At 43.0% G+C, this 22,054-nt stretch carries 20 protein-coding genes; 17 read left to right on the forward strand and 3 right to left on the reverse strand.

What is annotated here, in order from left to right; translation table 11 throughout:
* The first annotated feature begins 119 nt into the window (after positions 1–119).
* From V5804_RS11665 to V5804_RS11680, 4 genes are read left to right on the forward strand one after another with little or no spacing between them, the layout of a single operon-like run.
* Positions 120–326 carry a hypothetical protein gene (locus V5804_RS11665; RefSeq protein WP_369591561.1) on the forward strand — a complete coding sequence of 69 codons (207 nt, stop codon included), beginning with the start codon at positions 120–122 and terminating at the stop codon, positions 324–326.
* The gene (locus V5804_RS11670) at positions 316–642 is read left to right on the forward strand and encodes a type II toxin-antitoxin system RelE/ParE family toxin (protein ID WP_369591562.1); all 327 of its coding nucleotides are present in this window, start codon (positions 316–318) and stop codon (positions 640–642) included. The genes V5804_RS11665 and V5804_RS11670 overlap by 11 nt, the downstream gene beginning before the upstream one ends.
* Before the next feature lie 60 nt (positions 643–702).
* Positions 703–1,293, forward strand: coding sequence for a Uma2 family endonuclease (locus V5804_RS11675; RefSeq protein WP_369591563.1), 591 nt, complete (start codon positions 703–705; stop codon positions 1,291–1,293).
* 8 nt (positions 1,294–1,301) lie between these two features.
* On the forward strand, positions 1,302–1,952 hold the full coding sequence (locus V5804_RS11680; protein ID WP_369591564.1) for an energy transducer TonB: 651 nt from the start codon (positions 1,302–1,304) through the stop codon (positions 1,950–1,952).
* A gap of 4 nt (positions 1,953–1,956) precedes the next feature.
* Here V5804_RS11680 and ispG read toward each other — a convergent pair whose 3' ends face one another.
* Positions 1,957–4,068, reverse strand: a complete 2,112-nt coding sequence (ispG, locus tag V5804_RS11685) for a (E)-4-hydroxy-3-methylbut-2-enyl-diphosphate synthase (protein ID WP_369591565.1) — start codon at positions 4,066–4,068, stop codon at positions 1,957–1,959.
* A 114-nt stretch (positions 4,069–4,182) separates the two neighbouring features.
* Between ispG and V5804_RS11690 the strand changes: the two genes are divergently transcribed.
* Positions 4,183–4,398, forward strand: coding sequence for a hypothetical protein (locus tag V5804_RS11690; RefSeq protein ID WP_369591566.1), 216 nt, complete (start codon positions 4,183–4,185; stop codon positions 4,396–4,398).
* A gap of 2 nt (positions 4,399–4,400) precedes the next feature.
* Positions 4,401–4,679, forward strand: coding sequence for a type II toxin-antitoxin system RelE/ParE family toxin (locus V5804_RS11695; RefSeq protein ID WP_369591567.1), 279 nt, complete (start codon positions 4,401–4,403; stop codon positions 4,677–4,679).
* A 279-nt stretch (positions 4,680–4,958) separates the two neighbouring features.
* Here the strand turns inward: V5804_RS11695 and V5804_RS11700 are convergent, their stop codons facing one another.
* On the reverse strand, positions 4,959–6,158 hold the full coding sequence (locus V5804_RS11700) for an ATP-binding protein (protein ID WP_369591568.1): 1,200 nt from the start codon (positions 6,156–6,158) through the stop codon (positions 4,959–4,961).
* Between the two features lie 111 nt (positions 6,159–6,269).
* Entirely contained in the window at positions 6,270–6,893 is a 624-nt protein-coding gene (locus V5804_RS11705) for a DUF4159 domain-containing protein (protein ID WP_369591569.1), read from the reverse strand.
* A 159-nt stretch (positions 6,894–7,052) separates the two neighbouring features.
* On the opposite strand from V5804_RS11705, the gene V5804_RS11710 reads away from it, so the two are divergent.
* The 11 genes from V5804_RS11710 to V5804_RS11760 all read left to right on the forward strand — a co-directional run bounded on the left by V5804_RS11710 (position 7,053) and on the right by V5804_RS11760 (position 21,911).
* Positions 7,053–8,051: an AAA family ATPase gene (locus V5804_RS11710; RefSeq protein WP_369591570.1), complete on the forward strand. Its 999-nt coding sequence runs from the start codon at positions 7,053–7,055 to the stop codon at positions 8,049–8,051.
* Between the two features lie 33 nt (positions 8,052–8,084).
* On the forward strand, positions 8,085–8,228 hold the full coding sequence (locus tag V5804_RS11715) for a hypothetical protein (RefSeq protein WP_369591571.1): 144 nt from the start codon (positions 8,085–8,087) through the stop codon (positions 8,226–8,228).
* Positions 8,229–9,113, forward strand: a complete 885-nt coding sequence (locus tag V5804_RS11720; protein WP_369591572.1) for a DUF58 domain-containing protein — start codon at positions 8,229–8,231, stop codon at positions 9,111–9,113.
* A gap of 117 nt (positions 9,114–9,230) precedes the next feature.
* Positions 9,231–10,757, forward strand: coding sequence for a BatA domain-containing protein (locus V5804_RS11725; protein ID WP_369591573.1), 1,527 nt, complete (start codon positions 9,231–9,233; stop codon positions 10,755–10,757).
* On the forward strand, positions 10,750–12,903 hold the full coding sequence (locus V5804_RS11730; RefSeq protein WP_369591574.1) for a DUF4175 family protein: 2,154 nt from the start codon (positions 10,750–10,752) through the stop codon (positions 12,901–12,903). Before V5804_RS11725 ends, V5804_RS11730 begins: the two co-directional genes overlap by 8 nt.
* A gap of 1 nt (position 12,904) precedes the next feature.
* Entirely contained in the window at positions 12,905–14,695 is a 1,791-nt protein-coding gene (locus V5804_RS11735) for a hypothetical protein (protein WP_369591575.1), read from the forward strand.
* Positions 14,696–14,775: 80 nt separating this feature from the next.
* Positions 14,776–16,413 (forward strand): TldD/PmbA family protein, encoded by a 1,638-nt coding sequence (locus V5804_RS11740; protein ID WP_369591576.1) that lies wholly within the window; start codon positions 14,776–14,778, stop codon positions 16,411–16,413.
* Between the two features lie 140 nt (positions 16,414–16,553).
* Positions 16,554–17,885 (forward strand): TldD/PmbA family protein, encoded by a 1,332-nt coding sequence (locus tag V5804_RS11745; protein WP_369591577.1) that lies wholly within the window; start codon positions 16,554–16,556, stop codon positions 17,883–17,885.
* 615 nt (positions 17,886–18,500) lie between these two features.
* On the forward strand, positions 18,501–19,547 hold the full coding sequence (locus tag V5804_RS11750; protein ID WP_369591578.1) for a hypothetical protein: 1,047 nt from the start codon (positions 18,501–18,503) through the stop codon (positions 19,545–19,547).
* A gap of 237 nt (positions 19,548–19,784) precedes the next feature.
* Positions 19,785–20,333, forward strand: a complete 549-nt coding sequence (locus tag V5804_RS11755) for a gluconate 2-dehydrogenase subunit 3 family protein (protein ID WP_369591579.1) — start codon at positions 19,785–19,787, stop codon at positions 20,331–20,333.
* A gap of 33 nt (positions 20,334–20,366) precedes the next feature.
* Positions 20,367–21,911, forward strand: coding sequence for a GMC family oxidoreductase (locus V5804_RS11760; RefSeq protein ID WP_369591580.1), 1,545 nt, complete (start codon positions 20,367–20,369; stop codon positions 21,909–21,911).
* Positions 21,912–22,054 lie beyond the last annotated feature (143 nt).

The raw sequence follows: 22,054 nt of genomic DNA on the forward strand, positions 1-22,054 counted from the left end.
TTTTAGGTTGATAAAAGAAGCATCGGATAATTGAGAAAAATGAATCAAGACACCAGGAATATTTTCTGTAATTTTGATACAAAAGCGATTAACTTTTATCAATCAAAACACATTTAACTATGAAAATACTGCTGGATATTGAGGAAGGCAAAGTTCCGTTTATGATGGAACTGTTAGAAAATTTACATTTTGTTAAAGCCAAGCCACTTACCGCATACAAAGCTGAAGTTTTGGAAGGCGTTAAAGAAGCGGTGGAAGAAATGAACCTGATTAAACAAGGCAAGCTAAAAGGAACGCCGGCAAGAGCGCTTTTGGATGAACTTTGAAGTAATTGCAATCCCGAGGTTTAGACGTGATTTAAAAAAACTTTCCAAGAAATACGTTTCGTTAAAAACAGAATATGCCGAATTGATTTCTGTTTTAGAACACGAACCAGAACAAGGCGTACCGATAGGCAACAATTGTTTTAAAATACGTTTGGCAATTGCTTCTAAAAGTAAAGGCAAATTGGGCGGAGCAAGAGTGATTATTTGCGTTCGGGTTTCTGAAACTACGGTTTACTTGTTAACTATTTATGATAAGAACGAGAAAGAAAACATCTCCAACAGCGAACTCCTGGATTTATTGAAAGAAATAGAATAGTGATAGGTGTTGATTTTTCTTTCTTTTAAATGTTATTTTTGATTAATAACAAAGACGAACATGCAACTAAGCGACCTCGATTTTAACAAAACCTACACCTACGCCGATTATTTGACCTGGACTTTTGATGAGCGGCTGGAAATTTTAAAAGGTAAATTGTTTAAAATGACACCTGCGCCAAACAGGTTTCACCAAAGATTATCAGGAATAATTTTTAAAAAGCTTTCGGTGTTTTTAGAACGGAAACCTTGTCATGTTTATTCGGCACCTTTTGATGTCCGGCTTTCGAGGAAAAACGCTGCCGATCAAACCGTTACCACAGTTTTTCAGCCGGATATTTGTGTGGTTTGTGATTTGACAAAATTGGACGACCGTGGTTGTGTTGGCGCGCCGGATATTGTAGTGGAAATCCTTTCGCCTGGCAACAACAAAAAAGAACTGCGCAACAAGTTTGAGATTTACGAGGAAGCAGGGATTAAAGAATACTGGGTTGTTTGGCCGGTAGAACAAACTGCGTTGCAATATACTTTAAATGCAGAAGGAAAGTATGTGGCCTCACTAATTTTGGCCGCAGGCGATAAACTCGCTACGCCAATTTTGCCGGGATTTGTTTTGGATTTGGAGGAAGTTTTTGAGGAAGCATCATTGTAAAACTAATTATGGAAAACCAACCGATTGCCCGTTTAAACTTTACCTGCAACCGCAAATGGGAAGAAATGACGCCCGTAGCAGGCGGCCGTTTCTGCAACAGTTGCCAGAAAAAAGTGGTTGATTTTACCGATAAAACGAATGATGAAATTGCAGCTTATTTGATGGGCAGCACAACGCAAGTTTGCGGCAGGTTCCAGCAATCTCAATTGGTTCCTGCTCCTCCAAAGCCAATTTGGAAACGATGGCTTTCGGCCGCGGCCATGTTTGCTGCTGTTTTTATGGGGATAAAAGAAGCATCGGCACAAAAAGTTGTTCAAACTGATTCTGTTTCAAATCAACAAAAAAATCCAGGAAGTTTTCTTGGAGCCATTGAAATGTTGCCGAATTTTCCAGGTGGAGAAGCCGCTTTTGCTGCTTACCTGCATAAAAACCTTCGTTCGCCAAAAGGTGTTAAAGGAAGAGTTACTACCGCTTTTGTGGTAGAAAAAGATGGTTCATTAACAGACATTCGGATTTTAAAAGGCTTGAACAAAGAAGCTGATGAGGAAGCCATCCGGGTTTTAAAGGAAAGCCCAAAGTGGAAACCTGGCAGCCAACTGGGTATTGTAACAAGAACTGCTTACACTATGCCGATTACTTTCAATAATAAACAGCAATAGAATCCTAAACCACTTCCGGTTCAATCCAATTCCCATCCGTTTTAATAATCCCGATCAATTCATCCAAAGCCAAAGCCGAAGAAACGTTTTTCTTCACCACTTCTTTGCCGCGGTAAAGCGTAATTTTATCCGGGCCGGCGCCAACATAACCATAATCTGCATCGGCCATTTCGCCGGGGCCGTTTACAATGCAGCCCATAATACCAATTTTTAATCCTTTGAGGTGAGAAGTACGGCTGCGGATCATTTGCGTAGTAATTTGCAAATCGAACAGCGTTCGGCCGCAACTTGGGCACGAGATATATTCAGTCTTAGAAATCCGCGAACGCGTAGCCTGCAAAATACCAAAAGCGGTAGAAGTGATGGTTTTGGCAGGGATTTCGGGCGCATCAATCCAAATGCCATCACCAAAACCATCTACCAGCAAAGCGCCCAGATCGGTGGCGGCATAGAGTTGGAGAAGGGTTGTGAGGTCTGAGGTGTGAGGTGTGAGACCGGAAGCTGATTGCTGATTGCTGATGGCTGATGGCTCATAGCTCATACCTCCAACCTCATACCTCCTCCTCACAATCACCGGCACATCAATACCATTTTTTTGCAGGTAAAAGAAGCATGCGCGCTGATCGGCCATTCCGTGGGCTTCGTCTGTTTCCATCACAAAAACTAAGGTTTGATCGGCGTTGATCTGCTCAAAAGCTTCGGTTTGCAGGTCCCTGTTTTTGATCCTGACTAAATTTAATGCTACATCTTTTTCTGCGGAAGTATTGAATTCTTTCAACGTAAAAACCGGATGGCAGTTCTTTTTATCGGTTAAAAACTGCCAGGTTTTGTAGTTGTACAATTGTTTGAGATTGCCGGGGAAAGCGAATGAAGGCAGTTCATCCGCCAGGTAAACAAAATCAACCGACTGATCGGCCATGTTGTATTTATCCAGCAAAGGCGAATATAAATAACCGGCATCTGCCAAAATAGCTGGATATTTTAAGTTCCTGGCCGAAAAATCAAGCACCACACGCGGCACCATGTGGCCGCCGATAAAAGCGTTTGCTTCGTAGGTTTCGCGCTTCTTGTATTCGTAGGGAGAGTGAGAAAAGAGCGAAGAAGATAGAGCGGAGAGCGGATTTACAAGTTCAATCCTACCGGCGCGCTCCTCGCTCTTTGCTCCAAATACTGTGTTTGCTTTTCCTCGCTCCCCGCTCTTCGCTCCCCGCTCCCTGTACCGCTCCACCAAAGCTATCGCAACCGGTGCTTCAAATTCCGGTTCTTCGGTTAAAGAAACGCGGACGGTATCGCCCAAACCATCTTCCAACAACGTGCCAATGCCAACTGCTGATTTTATGCGGCCGTCTTCACCGTCGCCGGCTTCGGTTACGCCCAGATGCAGCGGATAGTTCATGCCTTCGGCCACCATCGTTTCCACCAGCATCCGGTAAGCCTGAACCATTACTTGCGGGTTGCTGGATTTCATCGAGATCACCAAATTATAATAATTCAGGCTTTCGCACATTCGGATAAATTCCATTGCCGATTCGACCATACCGCGCGGCGTATCGCCGTACTGGCTCATAATCCTGTCGGAAAGCGAACCGTGGTTGGTGCCAATGCGCATTGCCGTGCCGTATTCTTTGCAGATGTTGACCAGCGGCGTAAACTTTTTAAAGATGCGCTCCAGCTCATTCTGATATTCCGATTGCGTGTAAACTAGTTCGTCGAAACGTTTTTTATCGGCATAATTTCCGGGGTTGATGCGCACTTTTTCTACAATGCGTGCCGCAACTTCGGCCGCGTTTGGTGTGAAGTGGATATCGGCTACCAACGGCACATTGTAACCTTGCTGGCGCAATTGCTTTTTTATTTCAGCCAAGTTTTGTGCTTCTTTAACGCTTGGCGCCGTAATACGCACATACTCGCAACCGGCTTCTACCATGCGGATGGTTTGCGCTACGGTCCCGGCCGTGTCCATCGTATCCGTTGTGGTCATGCTTTGGATGCGGATCGGGTTTGCTCCACCCATCGGCACATCGCCAATCGTTACTTCGCGCGTTAACCAACGCAAATACGTGTTTAAAGAATTGCAATAGCGGCCCGGAAGCGATTTGATAATTTCAGCGTTCATGCTTCAAAATAAAGGATACAAAAGTAAGCATTCTTACGGCAAGACTGATTTTTAGGTGGTAAAAGAAGTATCAAATAACTTTTGATTCATCTTTTAAAAAAGTAAATTTGAATTATGGCAACTCAATTTATTGTAAACGATAAAGGCGAAAAGACAGCAGTGGTGCTTTCGTTGGAAGATTACGAAATCCTGCTGAACAGAGGGAATATTGATTTTGAACTATCAGACGAATACAAAGCCATGATAGACAACATGACCACGCAGGAAGAAAACGGCCAGGCCAAATATAAAACTTTGGAGGAAATACAAGGCCGGTTTTTAAACCGATAAATATGCATGAAATTCGTTTTCGGTTTGAGGCTTACGTAGATTTGGAAGAAATAGAATCTTATTATAGTGAAATTTCTTTGACTATTGTAAGTATGTTTTTCAAAGAGTTTTCTAAAACATTAAACTTGATCGAGCAGCAACCAAACCTATTTCAAGAACGATATAGAAAAATAAGAATTGCTCACTTATATAAGTTTCCTTATGGAATACATTACAAAATTACAGGCAATTTAGTTACCGTTTACAGAATTTTGCACACGAAAAGGTATTTTAAGCAATGACAATTTCAGGATGACTACTTATTTTTTGCCGATAAAAGAAGCATTAACCCAGAGAAATCGTTTTTAAAATAACTTTATGATAGGTTTTGGCTAAAGCCAATTTTTGTCACTTTGCTACCGTCCCATAAATGGGACGGCAATGAATACCTTTATAGCTGCCCTAAATTGTTCCGGCTCGTAATTCATTGCCGTTGGCTTCAGCCAACGGTTAAATGGGTAGGACAAGGCTTCAGCCAAAAACACACACAAATTTTTAAAAGAATTTCCCTGAATATCAACTTACTTCCGGATCGTAAACTGAAAAGTAGTGCCTTCGTTCAAAACCGATTCTACACAAATTTGTCCGCCTAAACTGTCCACCAAATTTTTTACGGTTGATAATCCGATGCCCGAACCTTTTTTATTGTAACGGTCGCGGCTGTTCAGCGTTACCATCGGCTCAAATATTTTACCGTAATTTTTTGGTTCGATGCCTATGCCGTTATCGCTCACGCGAAACTGGTAGCAATCGGCCTTTTCCTCAAAAGTTAAACGGATAAAACCGGCATCCTTATCATTGTAACGAACGGCGTTGTTTAAAAGGTTGATCAGGATTTGTTCCAGCGCAATGGCGGAAGTGCGGATGTACAATAAATCTTCCGGCGTTTCTACCCGAAAAGACTCGGGGACAGAAACCAGTTTCAAAACTTCCTGGATCAGTTCGTTCACACAAAATTCATCCTTTTTTTGGGTAAGGATATTGTACGATTTGGAGTACTCCAGCATCTGGTTCAAAAACTTGAGTAAACTGCTGGCCGAACTATTAACGATGTCCAGCATCTGGTTGCCTTTTTCGTCTAAACTACTGTGGTACTTCGCTTTAAGCACCTGGCCCGTCAGCATAATACTGGTTAGCGGGCTTTTAATATCGTGCGAAGCCATCAGCGCAAAACGCTCTAAATACTCGTTGGATTTTTGCAGTTCTAACGTGAGCGCATCCAGCTCTTTCACTTTTCGGCGCAACTCCAACTGCGCCATCACCTGGTTGGCCAGACTTTTTAAAGCGATAATTTGGCTTTCTGTCAAAACTTTAGGTTGCGAATCTACCACACACAAAGTACCCAAAGCGTGGCCGTCTTCGTTCACCAAAGGCACACCAGTATAAAAAACCACCCTGGGATCGCCGGTTGTTAAGGGGTTGTCTTTAAAACGCTCGTCTTTTGTGGCGTCTTCAACCATCATCACTTCGTCTGGCTTTAAAATGGCGTGGGCGCAAAAAGCATACTCTTTGGGCGTAGCCGCTACTTTTGCCCCATGACTTGATTTAAACCATTGCCGTTCCGAATCAATAAAGCTGATCAGGGAAATCGGTGTGTTGCAAATTTCGGAAGCTAAACGGGTAATGTCATCATAATCCTTTTGCGGCAAACTATCCAGAATATTGTAGGACTGAAGTGCTTTTAAACGATCCTCCTCATTTTCCGGTAAATTTGCTATCATCGTTGAACACGAAATTTGATGCAATAATAGTACATAAAATATGTGTGAATTGTAAATTTTATAATGCTAATTTTTGCATGGTAAAAACAGTATTACAAGCTGGTTAAAATATTACGCGCCCATCGCATACAAAACAATGTTTACCCCAAACTTGGTATTGTCTTCCGCCAGAAAACGCTTGTTCCTGAAATCGTAGTCCCACTCGCAGCCGTAATCTTTATTGCTGTACAAAACGGCAATCCGCCCGTTTATTTCGATGGCTTTTAAATAATCGTGGATCAAATCATCGCCCCAGCCGTTCAACTCAAATGAAGTATTGGGCGGGCCTTTTTCAAACTTAAAAAAAGAAGAATAAATGGGATGCGTGGCCGGGATTTTCTTCAAAGCATGTGCGCCAAACAAGGCCGACATTTGCGCTTCAAAAGAACGCGCAAAAAGCCCGTCAATATCGTGGTTGCAGTCATCCGCAAAAACGAAACCGCCGTTTTGCACATATTGCTTAAAATTGCTGCGTTCCTGCGCGTTAAACTGCACCAGTTTATGTCCACTGAGGTAGCAAAAAGGCGAGGCAAAAATTTCGTTGCTGCTTAAATCAATGATTTTTTCCTGCGTGTTGATCGGGATTGTGGTATATTCGAGCAGCGAATTGAGGATATTGGAAGGCATCCGCTGGTCGGTGTCCCAATCTCCCGATGTATATCGTAAACGGGTAAAAGTAAATCTGGCCGCATTCATAGCCCTAAATTATTGTAAAAATTGCGCAATGCTTCTTTTATCGGCATAAATCCTGTAAAGTTTCTGCTACCTTTTAATAGTTTTCTAAATTTCAGGATTTTATTTATACTTTTCTCGAAACAACAAATTCAGTTTTGCTCATTTTAATAACCAAACGTTTTGGAAACTACAGAAAGTACCGTAAAAAACCTGCTCGCCCAGCTTTCATCGCTTAAAAAAGAAATACAAAAAGTAATTATCGGGCAAGATCAGGTGTTGGATGAAATCCTCGTCGCTTTGCTGGCTGGCGGCCATTGTTTGCTGGAAGGCGTTCCCGGACTGGCCAAAACGCTGATGGTGCGCACGTTGTCTCAAGCTTTGCATTTGTCGTTCCGCCGCATCCAGTTTACGCCGGATTTGATGCCTACGGATATTGTGGGCACAGAAATTCTGGAAGAAGACCATGTAACCGGTAAACGTTTTTTTAAATTTAACAAAGGGCCTCTGTTTGCCAACATTGTTTTGGCCGATGAAATTAACCGTACGCCGCCAAAAACGCAATCGGCTTTGCTGGAAGCGATGCAGGAATTTGAGGTAACTTACGGCGGGCAAACTTATCCTTTAGACCGTCCGTTTTTCATCCTGGCCACCCAAAACCCAATCGAACAAGCCGGAACTTATCCGCTGCCAGAAGCGCAGTTAGACCGTTTTCTACTCTACGTAAAAATTGGTTACCCAACCGCGCAGGAAGAATTTGGCGTATTAAACAGCACCACCGGCAGCAAAAAAACAACCGTAAACCCGATTTTGGGCGGAGAAGAAATCAGGCAGTTGCAGACTTTGGTTCGCGATGTAACGATCAACGATGATCTGGTGCATTACGTCAGCAGCATCATCCGCGCAACACGGCCTGATACCACGACGGTTTCTTATGTAAAAGAATGGGTTCGATGGGGCGCCGGTCCGCGTGCCGGCCAGGCTTTAATTTTAACGGCCAAAGCACGGGCGTTATTTAAAGGAAGGTATGCCGTTTTAATGGAAGACATCCACAACATGGCTTTCCCGGTTTTGCGCCACCGCATTTTAATGAATTTTAAAGCCGAAGCAGAAAATGTAACTTCGGATATGGTTGCCGCAGAATTGATTAAGGCGATTGAACGGCCAAAAGTGTTGGCTTGATGATACTGTTTTTATAAGGATAAATTTGATAAGATGATGTTTGAACAGCAAGAAAATGAATTTGATTTTTGGGATGAATTGCCCGAATCAGTAAAAAACGAGGTCGAAGAATCAATTATTGCGGCTGATAAAGGTTTAGGAAAACCGCATGAAGAAGTGATGAAAAAATATTTATAAATGTCTTCGCTCCTCGATCCAAAAACCGTCATGTCCATCAAAAGCCTACAATTAGCTGCCAAAACAGTGGTTGACGGCTTTTTAAGCGGCGTAAACAAAAGCACCATCAAAGGGCCGGGCATGGAATTTAGCCAGTACCGAAGTTACCAGCCGGGCGATGACCTGCGTTCACTGGATTGGAAAATGTTTGCCCGATCCGACCGCTACTACATCCGCGAATCGGAAGTGGAAACCAGCATTTCTGTTTGTTTTTTGGTGGATGCCAGCGCTTCTATGAACCACGAAGATGCCGGTTTTAAAAAGATCACTTATGCCGCTTACCTCACGGCTTCGCTGGCTTACCTGGCCAATTTGCAAAGCGATGCCACCGGTTTGTTTGTGCTGCAAAACGGCGGTTTGTTTTCGTTGGTGCCGAGGCAAAGCACGCAGCATTTAAACCGTTTGTTTTATCAGTTGGAAAACCTTAATCCTGCAGGAAAACTAACCGAACCAGTAGCCTACAAAGAAATTTTTGCCGGGACCGGGAAACGCGAACTACTCATTTTTGTAACCGATTTTTATGAAGAAAACAACGAAATTTTAACGCTGCTCGACAAGCTTTCCACCTTAAAACACGAAATCATCGTCTTCCAGATCATCGGCAAAAACGAACTCGAACTTGATTTTGCCGGCTATTCCAATTTAGAAGATTTAGAAACCGGCGAAACCATCCAAATCAACGCCACACAAGCCCGAAAAATCTACCAGAAAAAATTGGAAGAACGCTTAACTTACATCAAAACACAACTTTTAGACAGAAACATTTTTTACCGTTTAATCAGCATGGAGCAACCTTTAGATTTGGCTTTGCGCGATTTTTTAAACCAGCGGATGAAGGGATTTTGAGTTGGAAGTTGATAGATAATGGTTCATGGTTAATAGCTGAAAGCCGAAAGCTGACAGCCCACAAAATAACAAACTTGAAAAGTGCTAACAGCCGATTGCTGAAAGCTGACCGCTAATATGCAACTACTCAACCCATTATGGCTTTGGGCGATGGCCGCGATCAGCATCCCGGTGCTCATCCATTTATGGCACATCAAAACCGGCAAAACGCTCAAAATCGGCAGCATTGCGCTGCTGGGCGAAAGTGCCAGGCAAAGTTCGCGCAGTTTCCGCATCAACGATTGGCTGCTGCTGCTTTTGCGCTGCCTGTTGTTGATCTTGCTTGCACTTTTGCTTACGCAACCTTATTGGCAAAAGCAGGCGCAGCAAACCAAAACCAAAGGCTGGGTTTTGGTTGAAAAAGGGCCGATAAAAGAAGTATATGCGCATTTTAAACCTCAGATGGATTCGTTGCTGAAAGCGGGTTATACTTTGCACCAATTGGATACTTCTTTTAAGGCCATTAATTTGCAGCAGGTTTTGAATGATACTGTTAAAACCTTAACAATCAACACAAAACCCCGCTCCTACTGGCCGTTGCTGGTTTTATTGGAACAGCAAATACCGCAAAAAACACCGACATATTTGTTCACTTTCAACCAGTTGCAGCATTTTCAAGGCGTAAAACCAGCGTTGAATTTAGATCTCCGCTGGAAAACCTACACGCCTGCCGATTCTGTTTCCACCTGGATCCAAAACGCTTATTTTACTTCCAAAGACAGCATCCGCATAATTGTCGGCGAAAGCAAACCTGCCCATACTTCTTTTAGCACGATAAATTTGCAATCCGCAGATCGCGGCAATTCCCGTTTTAACGTTTCTTTTGAAGAAGGAAAACCGGTTGTTTCTTTAAAAAACAAGCCGCGAAATTTAGTTTTGGTGGATACATCAACCTTAAAAATTACCATTTATCAAAATCAATTTCCGGTTGATGCGGCTTATTTAAATGCCTCCTTGCAATCGGTCAAAAAGTTTACGGGCAGGAAAATGAAGATTAATCTTGCAAATAATTTCAGCCAAATCCCATCAAATCAAAATTGGATTTTCTGGTTATCCAATCAAAATTTTCCTTTAAATTCTTCCAAATTGGTTTCGGGCGGAAGTTTGTTTCAATACGAAAATGGCAAAACGCAAAGCATTAATTCCTGGATCAATGATGAAAACGTAAACGATCCAATCAACTTATACCAACAAATTTTGCCTGATAAAAGAAGCATCGCAACAACAGAAAACGTTTGGCAAAACGGTTTTGGCGAACCAGTTTTAAGCAGTCAAAACTTCGGAAATAAAAACATCTATCATTTTTACAACCGCTTTAACCCGGCCTGGAACGATTTGGTTTGGAGCAGCGATTTCCCGAAACTGATCTTGAATTTAATCTTGAAAAGTTATCCGCAGCAAAATTTTGAAGCTTTTGATAAACGGACAATCGCCGCAAATCAGCAACAAATTGAAACGGCAACAAATGAAAATCCGGCAAAGCAAATCAATCAACCCAAAGATTTAACAGATTTAAAACATGCATTTTGGATTGCGCTTTTAATCGTGTTTTTGTTGGAAAGAATAGTTGCTTTGCGGCCAAAAAAAGAAATAAATTATGCCTGAAGCAAGCGGAAAATACATCATCAGCAACTGGCAAAAAAAGTGGGCGCGCAGCAATTTGTTCGCACTTGTTTTGCTGGCTTTATCGGCGGCACTGTTTTTAACAACACTTTTTCATGTCGTTTTTTCGGCGTCGTTCTGGCTCATTGTTCCATTATTTTTTGTGCTGGTTTCGGTGTTGTTTTTTGTGGATTCTTTATGGAAGATCAGTGTTCCGGAAGTGGCGCGTTTCCTCAATTCGTATTTCCCGGAGCTGGAAGAAAGCAGCGAATTGACTTTAAAACCCGCCGAATCGCTTAATTTGTTAGAACGTTTGCAGCGGCAAAAAGTAGAACATATTTTACCGGAACTGCCGGAGCCGAAAGAATTTTACAAGCGATTAAAATTGGCTTCCATCATCTTTTTTGTTTCGTTAATCCTCAGTTTTTTATTGGCGAAATTGCCGTTCAGTTTTCGTCGCGCTCATTTTATGCCGATAAAAGAAGCATTCAATGGAACGAAATCTTCTGCCAAACCGGAAGTTATTTTACCGGAAATTGATCATTTCAACCTAAAAATTACGCCGCCGGCTTACACCGGAAAAAGCAGCCGCGAACAGGAAAAGTTTAATTTAATTGCAGAAGATGGCGCAGTTGTCAACTGGCAAATCAGTACGAACAAAGCCGTGAAACAAATCAGTTTTATTTTTAATGACAAAGAAAAACTATTGTTAAAAGCAGCAAACGCAGATCGTACGTTGTGGAAAACGGCAAAAGAAATCCATACTCCGGGGTTTTATCAGGTGAATCTGGACGGCAAAATTTCCGAATTGTATCAGGTTGAAGTGATAAAAGACCAGCCGCCAATTATTCATATCCAATCGCCAAAACCAAGTATAGTTATTGATTTTGGCGAGCCGCAAAAAACACTGCTAAAAACAGCATTGAGCGATGATTACGGCATCAGCCAAGCGTATATCAACGCCACCATTGCCAGCGGAAGCGGCGAAGCGGTGAAGTTTAAAGAGCAAAAAATCAGTTTTGATGCGGCGTTTAACGGCCATCAAACACAATACCAACTGCAAAAAACGCTTGATTTAAAGGCGTTGGGGATGCAGCCGGGCGACGAACTGTATTTTTACATCCAGGCAACCGACAACCACCAGCAGGAAACACGCTCGGAAGTGTACATCGTTTCCATCGCTGATACGGCCAAACTGATGCAGCTTGATGGCATGGCAAACAGTTTGGATGTGAAGCCGGAACTGTTCAGAAGCGAGCGGCAAATTATTATCGAAACTGAACAATTACTGAAAGATAAAGATTCAATCAAGGTAGAAGAATTTAAAAAACGGAGCAACAATTTGGGTTTCGACCAAAAGCTGTTAAGGTTGCGTTACGGCAAGTTTTTGGGCGAAGACAATGAATCGAACATCGGCGACCCGGAAGCGGAAGGCGAAACTTCTTTGTCTGACCCAAAAGATTTCAGCAACGCCGCCAAAATTTTGGACGCTTATACCGACAAGCACGACAACGCCGAAGATGCCGGTTTTTTGACACCGGAAACCAAAAACCAGTTGAAGGCAACCTTAAATGAAATGTGGAGTGCCGAACTGCGTTTGCGAACATACAAACCGCAGGAAGCCTTGCCTTTTGCCTACAAAGCTTTGCGCTTATTGAAAGATTTGCAGCAAAAATCGCGCGCGTATGTGGCCAAAACAAGTGCCAAAATTGCGCCGCTAAAACCGGCAGAAAAAAGGCTGACCGGCGATTTGACCAAAATTATTGAACCGGTAAACCAGCAGGATTTTAAAAAACCAGCGGATCCAAATTTGGCTTTGCGGCAATCGGCAACGTTGCTGCACCAGCTTGAAAATGGAATTGGTTTGGGTGCAGGTTCGCAACAAATTTTGCGGCAAACCAATTTGCAATTGAGCAGTAAAGCGGCGGCGCAGCCTTCGGTTTATTTACCGGCGGTAGCGGCTTTTCGCAGGATTTTGGCACAATTGAATCAACCTAAAAACATACGCGAAACCGATATTTTAGCAGTCGAAAAAGCAATACAAAAAATGCTTCCGCCCGTCGCCAAACTACCGAAACCAAGCACAACCAACCCGGATTTAGGTTTGGCCAGTTCCTATTTTAAAAACCTAAACCGCATGAACCGATAACATGGCTTGGAATTTTGGCGTACTTGCTATCTCCGTTTTGCTGCTGGCTTTTTTGCTTTGGAAAGAGGTAGGCCGGAAAAATAAATCGCATTTGATTTGGCGTTTGCTGGCTTCGGTTTTGGCGGTTCTCAGTTTGGTTTGCCTGGCCATTCCGCCATTTTATCATGGTAAAAGAAGCATCAATTTAAATCAGGAAATTTTGCTGCTGACGGAAGGTTTCAACCAAGATAGTTTAAATAAATACCAAAATTCAACTCCGGTTTTTACGGCTGATCCTGCAATTTATCAAACTTTAAAATCTTCCAAAATCCGCTTTTTAACCGATTTGGATTTAAGCGAAAACGCAAACCTCAAACATAAAACTTGGCATATTTTAGGTTTTGGTTTGAAGGAAGATGAATTGAAAGCTGTGAAAAATTATTCGGTTCGTTTTACTTCGACGGAATTACCTTCAGGAATCCAAAAAATAAACTGGACGAAGCGGTTGAAAGCTGGCGAAATTTTTCGGGTACAAGGCAATTTCCTCAACCAAACGGATGGCGAAATCAAGCTAATTTTACAAGGTTTGAACACCGGTTTGGATTCCGTAAAAATAGGTGCTAAAAGAAGCATGGCTTTTTCATTCCAAACGGTTCCGAAAGAAAGCAGACGGGCAGTTTTTGAATTGCTGGCAATTGCGGGAGAAGATACGCTGGAAAACGAAGCGTTGCCGACTGTGATTAATCCGCAGGAAAAACTAAAAGTGTTGATGCTTTCGGCTTCGCCGGATTTTGAAAGCCGCTTTTTGAAGAACTGGCTGGCCGAAAATGCTTATGAAGTGGCGGCGAGAAGCACCATTAGCAAAAATAAAATCACAACGGATTTTGCCAATTTGGAAAAGTTTCCGCTGGAGAAAATCACGCCTTTGCTGCTCCAAAAATTTGATGTTTTGGTTACCGATGCAAGCGGGTTTAACGCGTTAAGCAAACCGGAAGCTTCGGCCATTTTAGCGCAGGTTAGCGCAAAAGGAATGGGTTTGGTTGTCCGTGCCGATAGTATTGACGATGCTTCTTTTATCGGTAAAAATTTCGCCTTGTACCAGCCGGACAACCCGCAGAAAGAACTGCGTTTGAAGCTGAATGATCTCGTCGGAACGCGTTTGAAAATCCAAAGCGAGCATCCGGCTTTTATCCGAAATCAGCCTAATTCACAAAATTTGGTGCAGGACGAAGCCGCGCACGTGTTGGTCAGCAGCAAATTATATGGTTCGGGCAAGCTGCTTTTATCAACTTTGAACAACACGTTTAGCTGGCAGCTTTCGGGCAGCAAGGCGGCTTACAGTACATTTTGGTCGGCGTTGTTATCCAAAGCGGCGCAAAAAACCAACCGGAAAGAAAATGTTTATGTTGAAAATTATGCCGGTAAAAACAGCATGACGAAAATTTATTTGGAAACTTCGGATCGGAATGCCACTTTAAAAGTGAACGGAGAAAGGCTTCCGCTTAGTCAAAATTCGGCAATCCCGTTTTTGCAGGAAGCTGTGTTTTGGCCGGAACGTTCGGGCTGGTTTCCCATCTCAACCCAAAACAACACGACCGATTGGGTTTATATTTTTGAAAACACCAACTGGAAAACTGTAAAAGCGGCGGATAAAATCAAACGAACGCTGCAATACGCGCGGCAATTCTCGGCAAAGCAGCAAAATCTTCAAAACCAGCAAAAAGAGGAGTTGGTTTTTGTTCCGCCGTTTTGGTTTTACCTGTTGTTTTTACTTTCCTGTACTTTTTTATGGCTTGAAACAAAATTGTTATAAACTTTTTTCCATCAACCTTAACTAAAAAGCACTAAATTGGAACTTTTAATAAATCAAATTTAATTCTGGAGGATAATTAATTGAAAAGAAGCGACTTTCTTTACCTTTCGGGCTTGGGCCTCGGCTCGATGCTATTGCCCAGCCTGGACGCGTTTGCCCGTCCGATTGATCCGATGGCTGCTTTGTACGACGGCATTGACATAAAACTCAAAAAACAACTGGCCGATGTGGCGTTGAACGCAGCAAAATCCAAAGGTGCCAGTTATGCCGATGTGCGCATTGGCCGTTACCTCAACCAAGCCATTATTACCCGCGAAAACCATGTGCAAAACATCGCCAACACCGAATCGCAGGGCGTTGGCATCCGCGTAATTGCAAACGGTTGCTGGGGATTTGCGGCGAGCAACAACATGACGAAGGAAGACGTTGCCAAAACAGCCGAACGCGCCGTTGCCGTGGCCAAAGCAAACGCCAAAATACAGGCCGAACCCGTGCAATTGGCGCCGCAAAAAGGTTATGGCGAAGTTAGCTGGAAAACGCCGATAGAAATTAATGCTTTTGAAGTGCCGATCAAAGATAAAACCGACCTTTTGCTTTCGGTAAATGCGGCGGCAAAAGCGGGAGGCGCCAGTTTTATCAACTCCACTTATTTTGCGGTGAACGAGCAGAAATATTTTGCTTCGACGGATGGTTCTTACATTGACCAGGATATCCACCGCAATTTTCCAAGTTTTGTGGTTACCAAAATTGATGCCGCTTCGGGCAAGTTCCAGTCGCGCAAATCGCTTAGTTCGCCGGTTGGCATGGGCCACGAATATTTGAATGCACGCCCGCAGGACAAAGTTACCGGTATCGTTACCCGCTACAAAGACCGCTACGATATGCTGGAAGATGTGAAAGCCGCAACAGCAGAAGCCAACCAAAAAATCAAGGCAAAAACAGTAGAGCCGGGTAAATATGATTTGATTTTGGACCCTTCGCATTTGTGGCTGACGATCCACGAATCTGTTGGCCACCCGACGGAATTAGACCGCGTTTTAGGTTACGAAGCCAACTATGCGGGAACCAGTTTTTTAACGTTGGACAAATGGGAATCCAAAAAATTTCAGTTTGGCAGTAAGTTGGTGAATGTGGTGGCCGACAAAACACAGCCCGGTTCTTTGGGCGCGGTTGGTTATGATGACGAAGGCGTAAAATGCAAGAAATGGGACTTGATCAGCGATGGTATTTTGGTGAATTACCAGGCCATTCGCGATCAGGCTCATATCATCGGTTTGAAAGAATCGCAAGGCTGTTGCTACGCACAAAGCTGGAACGATGTGCAGTTTCAACGGATGGCCAACGTTTCGCTGCAACCCGGAAAAACCAAATTGAGCGTGGACGACATGATCAAAAACACCGAAAAAGGGATTTACATCATCGGCGATGGTTCTTTCTCGATTGATCAGCAACGTTATAACTTCCAGTTCGGCGGACAAACCTTTTACGAGATCAAGAACGGTAAAATTGCAGGCATGTTAAACGATGTTGCTTATCAGGCCAATACGCGTGAGTTCTGGAATTCGTGCACAGCTATTGCCGATGAAAGCGATTACCGTTTGGGCGGTGCTTTTAACGACGGAAAAGGTCAGCCTTCGCAATCGAACGCGGTTTCTCATGGTTCGGCAACGACGCGTTTTAATGGTGTTAATGTGATTAATACGGCGCGGAAGATTTGACCAGAATTAATAGAATTTAAGAATTAACAGAATGCTGCTTTTACAACATAAAATCTGTGGAATCATTTTCAATCTATGAAATCGTTCTAAAAAAATCTGTGGAATCATCAAAAAATCTGTGAAATCAAAATAAAAAAGAAATGGCGATATTAAGCAAAGAAGAAGCCCAAACGATACTCAAAAAAGTACTTGGTTTTTCTAAGGCCGATGAATGCGAAGTGGGCTTGTACGGCAGCGAAGGCGGCAACATCCGTTATGCGCGGAACGGCGTTTCTACGGCCGGCGATATCAGCACGCTGGGGCTGGCGGTAACTTCTACGTATGGTAAAAAATCTGCAACTTCTACCATAGACCAGTTCGACGATAAATCGTTGCAAACGGTGGTGAAAAGATCAGAAGAACTGGCGCAACTGGCACCCGAAAACCCGGAATACATGCCTTTGCAAGGCCCGCAGAATTTTCCGGAAGGCATTGGCTATATCAGTTCTACCGCTGCCATTACGCCGGACACACGTGCCGAGGCGGTTTTAAAAAGCATCCAGGTTTGTAAAGATGCAAATTTACAGGCCGCAGGTTTCCTCGAAAACACAACCGGTTTTAACGCGGTCATGAACTCGAAAGGTTTGTTTGCGTACAATAAAGATACGGACGTGATTTTTTCGGTAACCACGCGCAACGCTGAAGGAACAGCTTCCGGTTATGCGGCGCGCGGTTTTAACGACATCAGCAAATTGGACACTTTGACGGCAACGAAAATTGCAGCCTCAAAAGCAAATGGATCAAAAGGTGCAAAAGCCATCGAACCGGGAAAATATACGGTGATTTTGGAACCGGTTGCGGCAACTTATATGCTCGAAAACATGTTCCGTTTTGATGCGCGCCAGGCAGACGAAGGCCGTAGCTTTTTGAGCAAACCCGGCGGCGGAACGCGTTTGGGCGAGAAGCTGATGGACGAAAAAGTAACTATTTATTCGGACCCGTTTAACGCGGAACTGCCTTCGGCAACTTGGGACCGCGAAGGCGATAAACTGGAAAAAACGACCTGGATTGATAAAGGCGTGGTTAAAAACCTCAGCTATTCGCGTTACTGGGCCGAGAAAAAAGGCGTAAAACCGCTGCCCGGCCCGGCCAATATCATCATGGAAGGCGGAACGGCTTCGGTGGAGGATTTGATCAAAAGTACCGAAAGGGGCATTTTAGTTTCGCGGCTTTGGTACATCCGCATGGTTGACCCGCAAACGCTGCTTTTAACCGGTTTAACCCGCGACGGTACGTTTTACATCGAGAACGGAAAAATCATGTACCCAGTAAAAAACTTCCGTTTTAATGAAAGCCCGGTGATTATGCTGAATAATGTGGAAGCTTTGGGCAAACCGGAGCGCAGCATCAGCGTAGAATCTTACCGCAGCTATTTGATCCCGCCGATGAAGATTCGGGATTTTACTTTCAGCTCGCTGTCCGACGCGGTATAACATTTTTTAGGCGATAAAAGAAGCACGGTTTGTAATAAGGCCGTGCTTTTGTTTTTACAACAATTTTAGGGTGATAAAAACAGCATCATTCATTTCACTGTAATGGAAAGCACTAAAAATATACCGATAAAAGAAGCATTGTAAAATTTTAATAAGATAATTGCTTGTTTGCCAATTATCAAAGTTGTTTAAACTTTTTTCTGGCCGTGTTTTTTTGGTTGATGCTTCTTTTATCGCATAAAAATTGGTGCCTTTACCGGTCTTGAACAAATCAAAAACCAGGCAATACCAATTTTTATACGGTAAAAGAAGCATGGCGTAAAGCACAAAGAAATAAGTTTAAACAAGTTCATCTTCTAAAATTTTTACATTTGATATTAGAGTTTGAATTTTTACTGACAAAAGAAGCATCTCCCGAATTGGTCAAAACTAGTTCGGGATTTTTTGTTTTTAGGAACTAAATGTGATAACTAAGAGTATAACTTCTGCAAATCGAACTTTGGCAAAAAACAAATAATGATGAAATATCTTTTCTTCGGAATTTTTTGCAATATTCTTCTAATGTCTTGCAAACAATACCCTACCATCAAAGAGCGGCACGCATTTGAATTAAACATGGCAAAAGCTTTACACCTTGTGTATATCAATAGGGATGAAAAATATAATAATCCGTTCTTTAATATATATAACGATACAATTGTTGGATTCGAATCCCATGCTTACATAAATAATAAATATTACGAATATTTTTTTGCTCATAGTCTTAAAAATCCAGAATTCAAAATTGAGACAGACAATGACTCATTAAAATACCCAAGTATATCTCATATTGACAATTATAAAAATGGAAACTTTTACTTCTGCCGTTTTGGAAGGGGTACTATGCAATCTTTAGATTCAACTGGAAAGCTGACCGAATATTTTAGGAAGTACGACCATGATATATCTTATGCTAATAAATTGATGTTTTATAAAGACAAGGTAGTTATTGCCGGAATGTATGGAGTTTATGTTTTTGATATGAAAAGCGAAAAATTATTATGGAAATACATTTACGTAGATGATCCAAATGATGGGATGAGTACTGTAATAAACGATAAACTTGTGTTTACTGAAACTGCAACAGATACTATCAAAAAAAGTACAAACACAAATATTGTTTGTGTTGATCTAAATAAGTTCAAAGTAAAATGGCTAAAAACATTGAATCATAGTGCAACTTATACTTATGATCAGCAGTATTCGCCTCATCACCATTTGTACAATGACAGTAGTGAAGTAGTTATTCCACAAATTGATACTTGTTATACGCTTAATCTTAATTCGGGTAAGGTTAAGGGAAAGCTACGCTGGAAAGGCTACTTCCGATATAACCCCCGTTTTAACGTAGAGAACCATAAGATATACTTAGAAAACAATTACACTTTGATTTGTGCAGATTTAATTTCTGGGAAAAAGATTTGGGAAGTTAAAAATGCGGGTTATTGGGGCTTATATAAAAAACATGTTATAGCTTGTACGCCTGGTTTAAAATTTTATTTGATTATAAACAAGGAAACCGGACAAATTGAAAGCAAAATACCAAAACCAGAAAGTAACGTAATGGACTTTGATCTTGTAGGCAATTATGTATTGATTAACCGTGAAGCTTTGTATCAGTAATAGATTTAGCAACCACACCAATTTTTACCCGGTAAAAGAAGCATCGCCAAACATCAACATAAAACCAATCACAGCTTCTTTTTACAGATGTTTAAACAAACATTCTACCAGCGGTAATGTTGATTTTACGATTACTATTTTGGAAAAGATTACAGAAGCAGCTTTATCAGTTTGGCTCGAATTAATGTAATCATCGAAAATATCATTCGCACAAATCCAGTCTATTTCTACAAAAACATGATCGCCGATACTTTTTTTGCCCTCCTAAATTCCGATCGGGTTACCGAACCTACACGCAAAGTTTTACTAAACCGCCTGACTGAAACCACCGATTCGTCTGCTTTTTTTACGGTAGAAGAATTTGCCTTGCTGCGCGCCGTTACCGATTGTTTGACAGCGCAACCAGCCGAAGCACGTTTGGCAGATGTAGCAACCATGATTGATAACCGGCTGGCCGCACAAACCGGGCCGGGCTGGCGTTTTGACGAATTGCCGACAGACGGAACAGCCTACCAAATCGGCTTAAAAGGCATTAGCGAAAGCGTGCTTCTTTTATACCATAAAAATTTTACTGACCTCTCCCGTGAGGAACAAAACAACCTGCTAAAAACAGTACAGCAGGGAAACGCGCCGGGCGAAACCTGGAAAACATTTCCGGCAACCCGGTTTTTTGAACTGATGCTGACCGAAACCGCCGAACACTTTTACAGTCATCCTGCCGCGCAGCAGGAAATTAATTATACCGGCTTTGCCGATGCCCAAGGCTGGCAGGTGCCCATACTTTAGTTTAAACTTATACTCTTTTTAGCCCACCTATTTATGCGTTGTTACCCAACCAATGAAACCGTTGACGCTGTCATTATCGGGACAGGCGCCGGTGGTTCGCCCATTATGGCGCGTTTGGCCAAAGCCGGTTTAAAAGTCGTTGCGCTGGAAGCAGGCAATTACTGGAACCCGGTTGCCGATTTTTCAACCGATGAAATTGACCAAAACAAGCTTTTTTGGCCGCACGAAAGGCTGAGTGCCGGCCAAGATCCGCTTGCTTTTGGCCGTAATAATTCGGGTATCGGCGTGGGCGGTTCTACCTTGCATTACACGGCTTATACGCCCCGGCCACAGCCCGATAACTTCGCCCTAAAAACTGATTTTGGTTTGGGGGAAGACTGGCCGCTGCAATACGTGGATTTGGAAGCTTATTACGATGAACTGGAGCAAAACCTCGGCATTTCCGGCCCGGCCGTTTATCCCTGGGGACCGGCGCGAAAAACTTCTTATCCGCTTCCGCCATTGGCTTTAAATACGGCCGCACAGTTGATGGAACGCGGCTGCAAACCACTCGGCATCAAAACTTCCCCTGCGGCAAATGCGGCTTTGTCGGCTGCGTATTTTCAGGAACATATTGGTTGGCGAAATGCCTGCACCAACCGCGGCTTTTGTCAGGCCGGTTGTACCACGGGCGCCAAAGCAAGTATGGATGTTACGCTGGTTCCAGTGGCTATTCATTTTGGTGCCGAAGTAAGGCCAAACGCTTTTGTAACGGAAATCATCAAAAATAAATCAGGAGAAATTGAAGCCATAGTTTACCGCAAAGACGGACAAGAAGAAAAACAGCTTTGCAAAAACGTTTTCCTTTGCGCCGGTGCCGTTGAAACGCCGCGATTATTATTGATCAACGGTTTGGCCAACAGCAGCGGGCAAGTGGGCAAAAACTTTATGGCAAATACCGGTTTGCAGGTTTGGGGCGAATTTGATGAACTGCTCGACCCTTGGATTGGCATTCCCGGCGGTTTGATTTCCGAAGCTATGCACCGCCCGGTGGATGCTGATTTTGCCGGCGGCTATCTCATCCAGTCCATTGGCGTGATGCCTGTAACTTATGCTTCACAACTGGCCAGGGCAACCGGTGTTTGGGGCGAGGAATTGCGCGAGCGGATGAAAGCTTACAAAAATGTGGCCGGCATCAACATGCAGGGCGATTGCCTGCCTTACGAACACAATTATTTAGAACTTTCGGATGAGTTGGACGATATGGGTTTGCCAAAACCGCGCATCCATTTTACCAACGGCGAGAACGAAAACCGAATGATGGCCCACGCCAAAAAAGTAATGGAAGACATTTGGAAAAACGCCGGTGCCAGCCATTTATGGACGATGGACCGCAACGCGCACACCATTGGAACCTGCCGCATGGGCAACGATCCGGAGAGAAATGTAGTTGACAAAAACGGCCAGTCTTTTGATATCCCCAATTTGTACATTGCCGATAACTCCATTTTTCCGAGTGCTTTAAGCGCCAATCCTTCCCTTACGATTATGGCTTTGTCTTACCGGATTGCAGATGCTTTTTTGAAAGGGTTGGGTTGATTTTGGAGGTTTGGGTTTTGGGTTAAATGCTTCTTTTATCGGTACTTTTTAAGCGTGCTGTCATTTCGACCGTAGGGAGAAATCTTCTTCAAAGCGATCAGTCTTTTTTGTTGAAAGAAGATTTCTTCCTACGGTCGAAATGA

It is taken from the genome of Mucilaginibacter sp. (genome assembly GCF_041088075.1).
Lineage (GTDB): Bacteria > Bacteroidota > Bacteroidia > Sphingobacteriales > Sphingobacteriaceae > Mucilaginibacter_A.

Excerpts from the sequence above, each read along its gene's own strand:
- V5804_RS11695 (WP_369591567.1), top strand. The coding sequence starts at position 4,401 with ATGCATGAAATTCGTTTTCGGTTTGAGGCTTACGTAGATTTGGAAGAA.
- V5804_RS11735 (WP_369591575.1), top strand. The coding sequence starts at position 12,905 with ATGGCTTGGAATTTTGGCGTACTTGCTATCTCCGTTTTGCTGCTGGCT.
- V5804_RS11760 (WP_369591580.1), top strand. The coding sequence starts at position 20,367 with ATGCGTTGTTACCCAACCAATGAAACCGTTGACGCTGTCATTATCGGG.
- ispG (WP_369591565.1), bottom strand. The coding sequence starts at position 4,068 with ATGAACGCTGAAATTATCAAATCGCTTCCGGGCCGCTATTGCAATTCT.
- V5804_RS11680 (WP_369591564.1), top strand. The coding sequence starts at position 1,302 with ATGGAAAACCAACCGATTGCCCGTTTAAACTTTACCTGCAACCGCAAA.
- V5804_RS11725 (WP_369591573.1), top strand. The coding sequence starts at position 9,231 with ATGCAACTACTCAACCCATTATGGCTTTGGGCGATGGCCGCGATCAGC.
- V5804_RS11665 (WP_369591561.1), top strand. The coding sequence starts at position 120 with ATGAAAATACTGCTGGATATTGAGGAAGGCAAAGTTCCGTTTATGATG.
- V5804_RS11690 (WP_369591566.1), top strand. The coding sequence starts at position 4,183 with ATGGCAACTCAATTTATTGTAAACGATAAAGGCGAAAAGACAGCAGTG.
- V5804_RS11750 (WP_369591578.1), top strand. The coding sequence starts at position 18,501 with ATGGCAAAAGCTTTACACCTTGTGTATATCAATAGGGATGAAAAATAT.
- V5804_RS11705 (WP_369591569.1), bottom strand. The coding sequence starts at position 6,893 with ATGAATGCGGCCAGATTTACTTTTACCCGTTTACGATATACATCGGGA.
- V5804_RS11700 (WP_369591568.1), bottom strand. The coding sequence starts at position 6,158 with ATGATAGCAAATTTACCGGAAAATGAGGAGGATCGTTTAAAAGCACTT.
- V5804_RS11755 (WP_369591579.1), top strand. The coding sequence starts at position 19,785 with ATGATCGCCGATACTTTTTTTGCCCTCCTAAATTCCGATCGGGTTACC.
- V5804_RS11715 (WP_369591571.1), top strand. The coding sequence starts at position 8,085 with ATGATGTTTGAACAGCAAGAAAATGAATTTGATTTTTGGGATGAATTG.
- V5804_RS11675 (WP_369591563.1), top strand. The coding sequence starts at position 703 with ATGCAACTAAGCGACCTCGATTTTAACAAAACCTACACCTACGCCGAT.
- V5804_RS11670 (WP_369591562.1), top strand. The coding sequence starts at position 316 with ATGAACTTTGAAGTAATTGCAATCCCGAGGTTTAGACGTGATTTAAAA.
- V5804_RS11730 (WP_369591574.1), top strand. The coding sequence starts at position 10,750 with ATGCCTGAAGCAAGCGGAAAATACATCATCAGCAACTGGCAAAAAAAG.
- V5804_RS11745 (WP_369591577.1), top strand. The coding sequence starts at position 16,554 with ATGGCGATATTAAGCAAAGAAGAAGCCCAAACGATACTCAAAAAAGTA.
- V5804_RS11720 (WP_369591572.1), top strand. The coding sequence starts at position 8,229 with ATGTCTTCGCTCCTCGATCCAAAAACCGTCATGTCCATCAAAAGCCTA.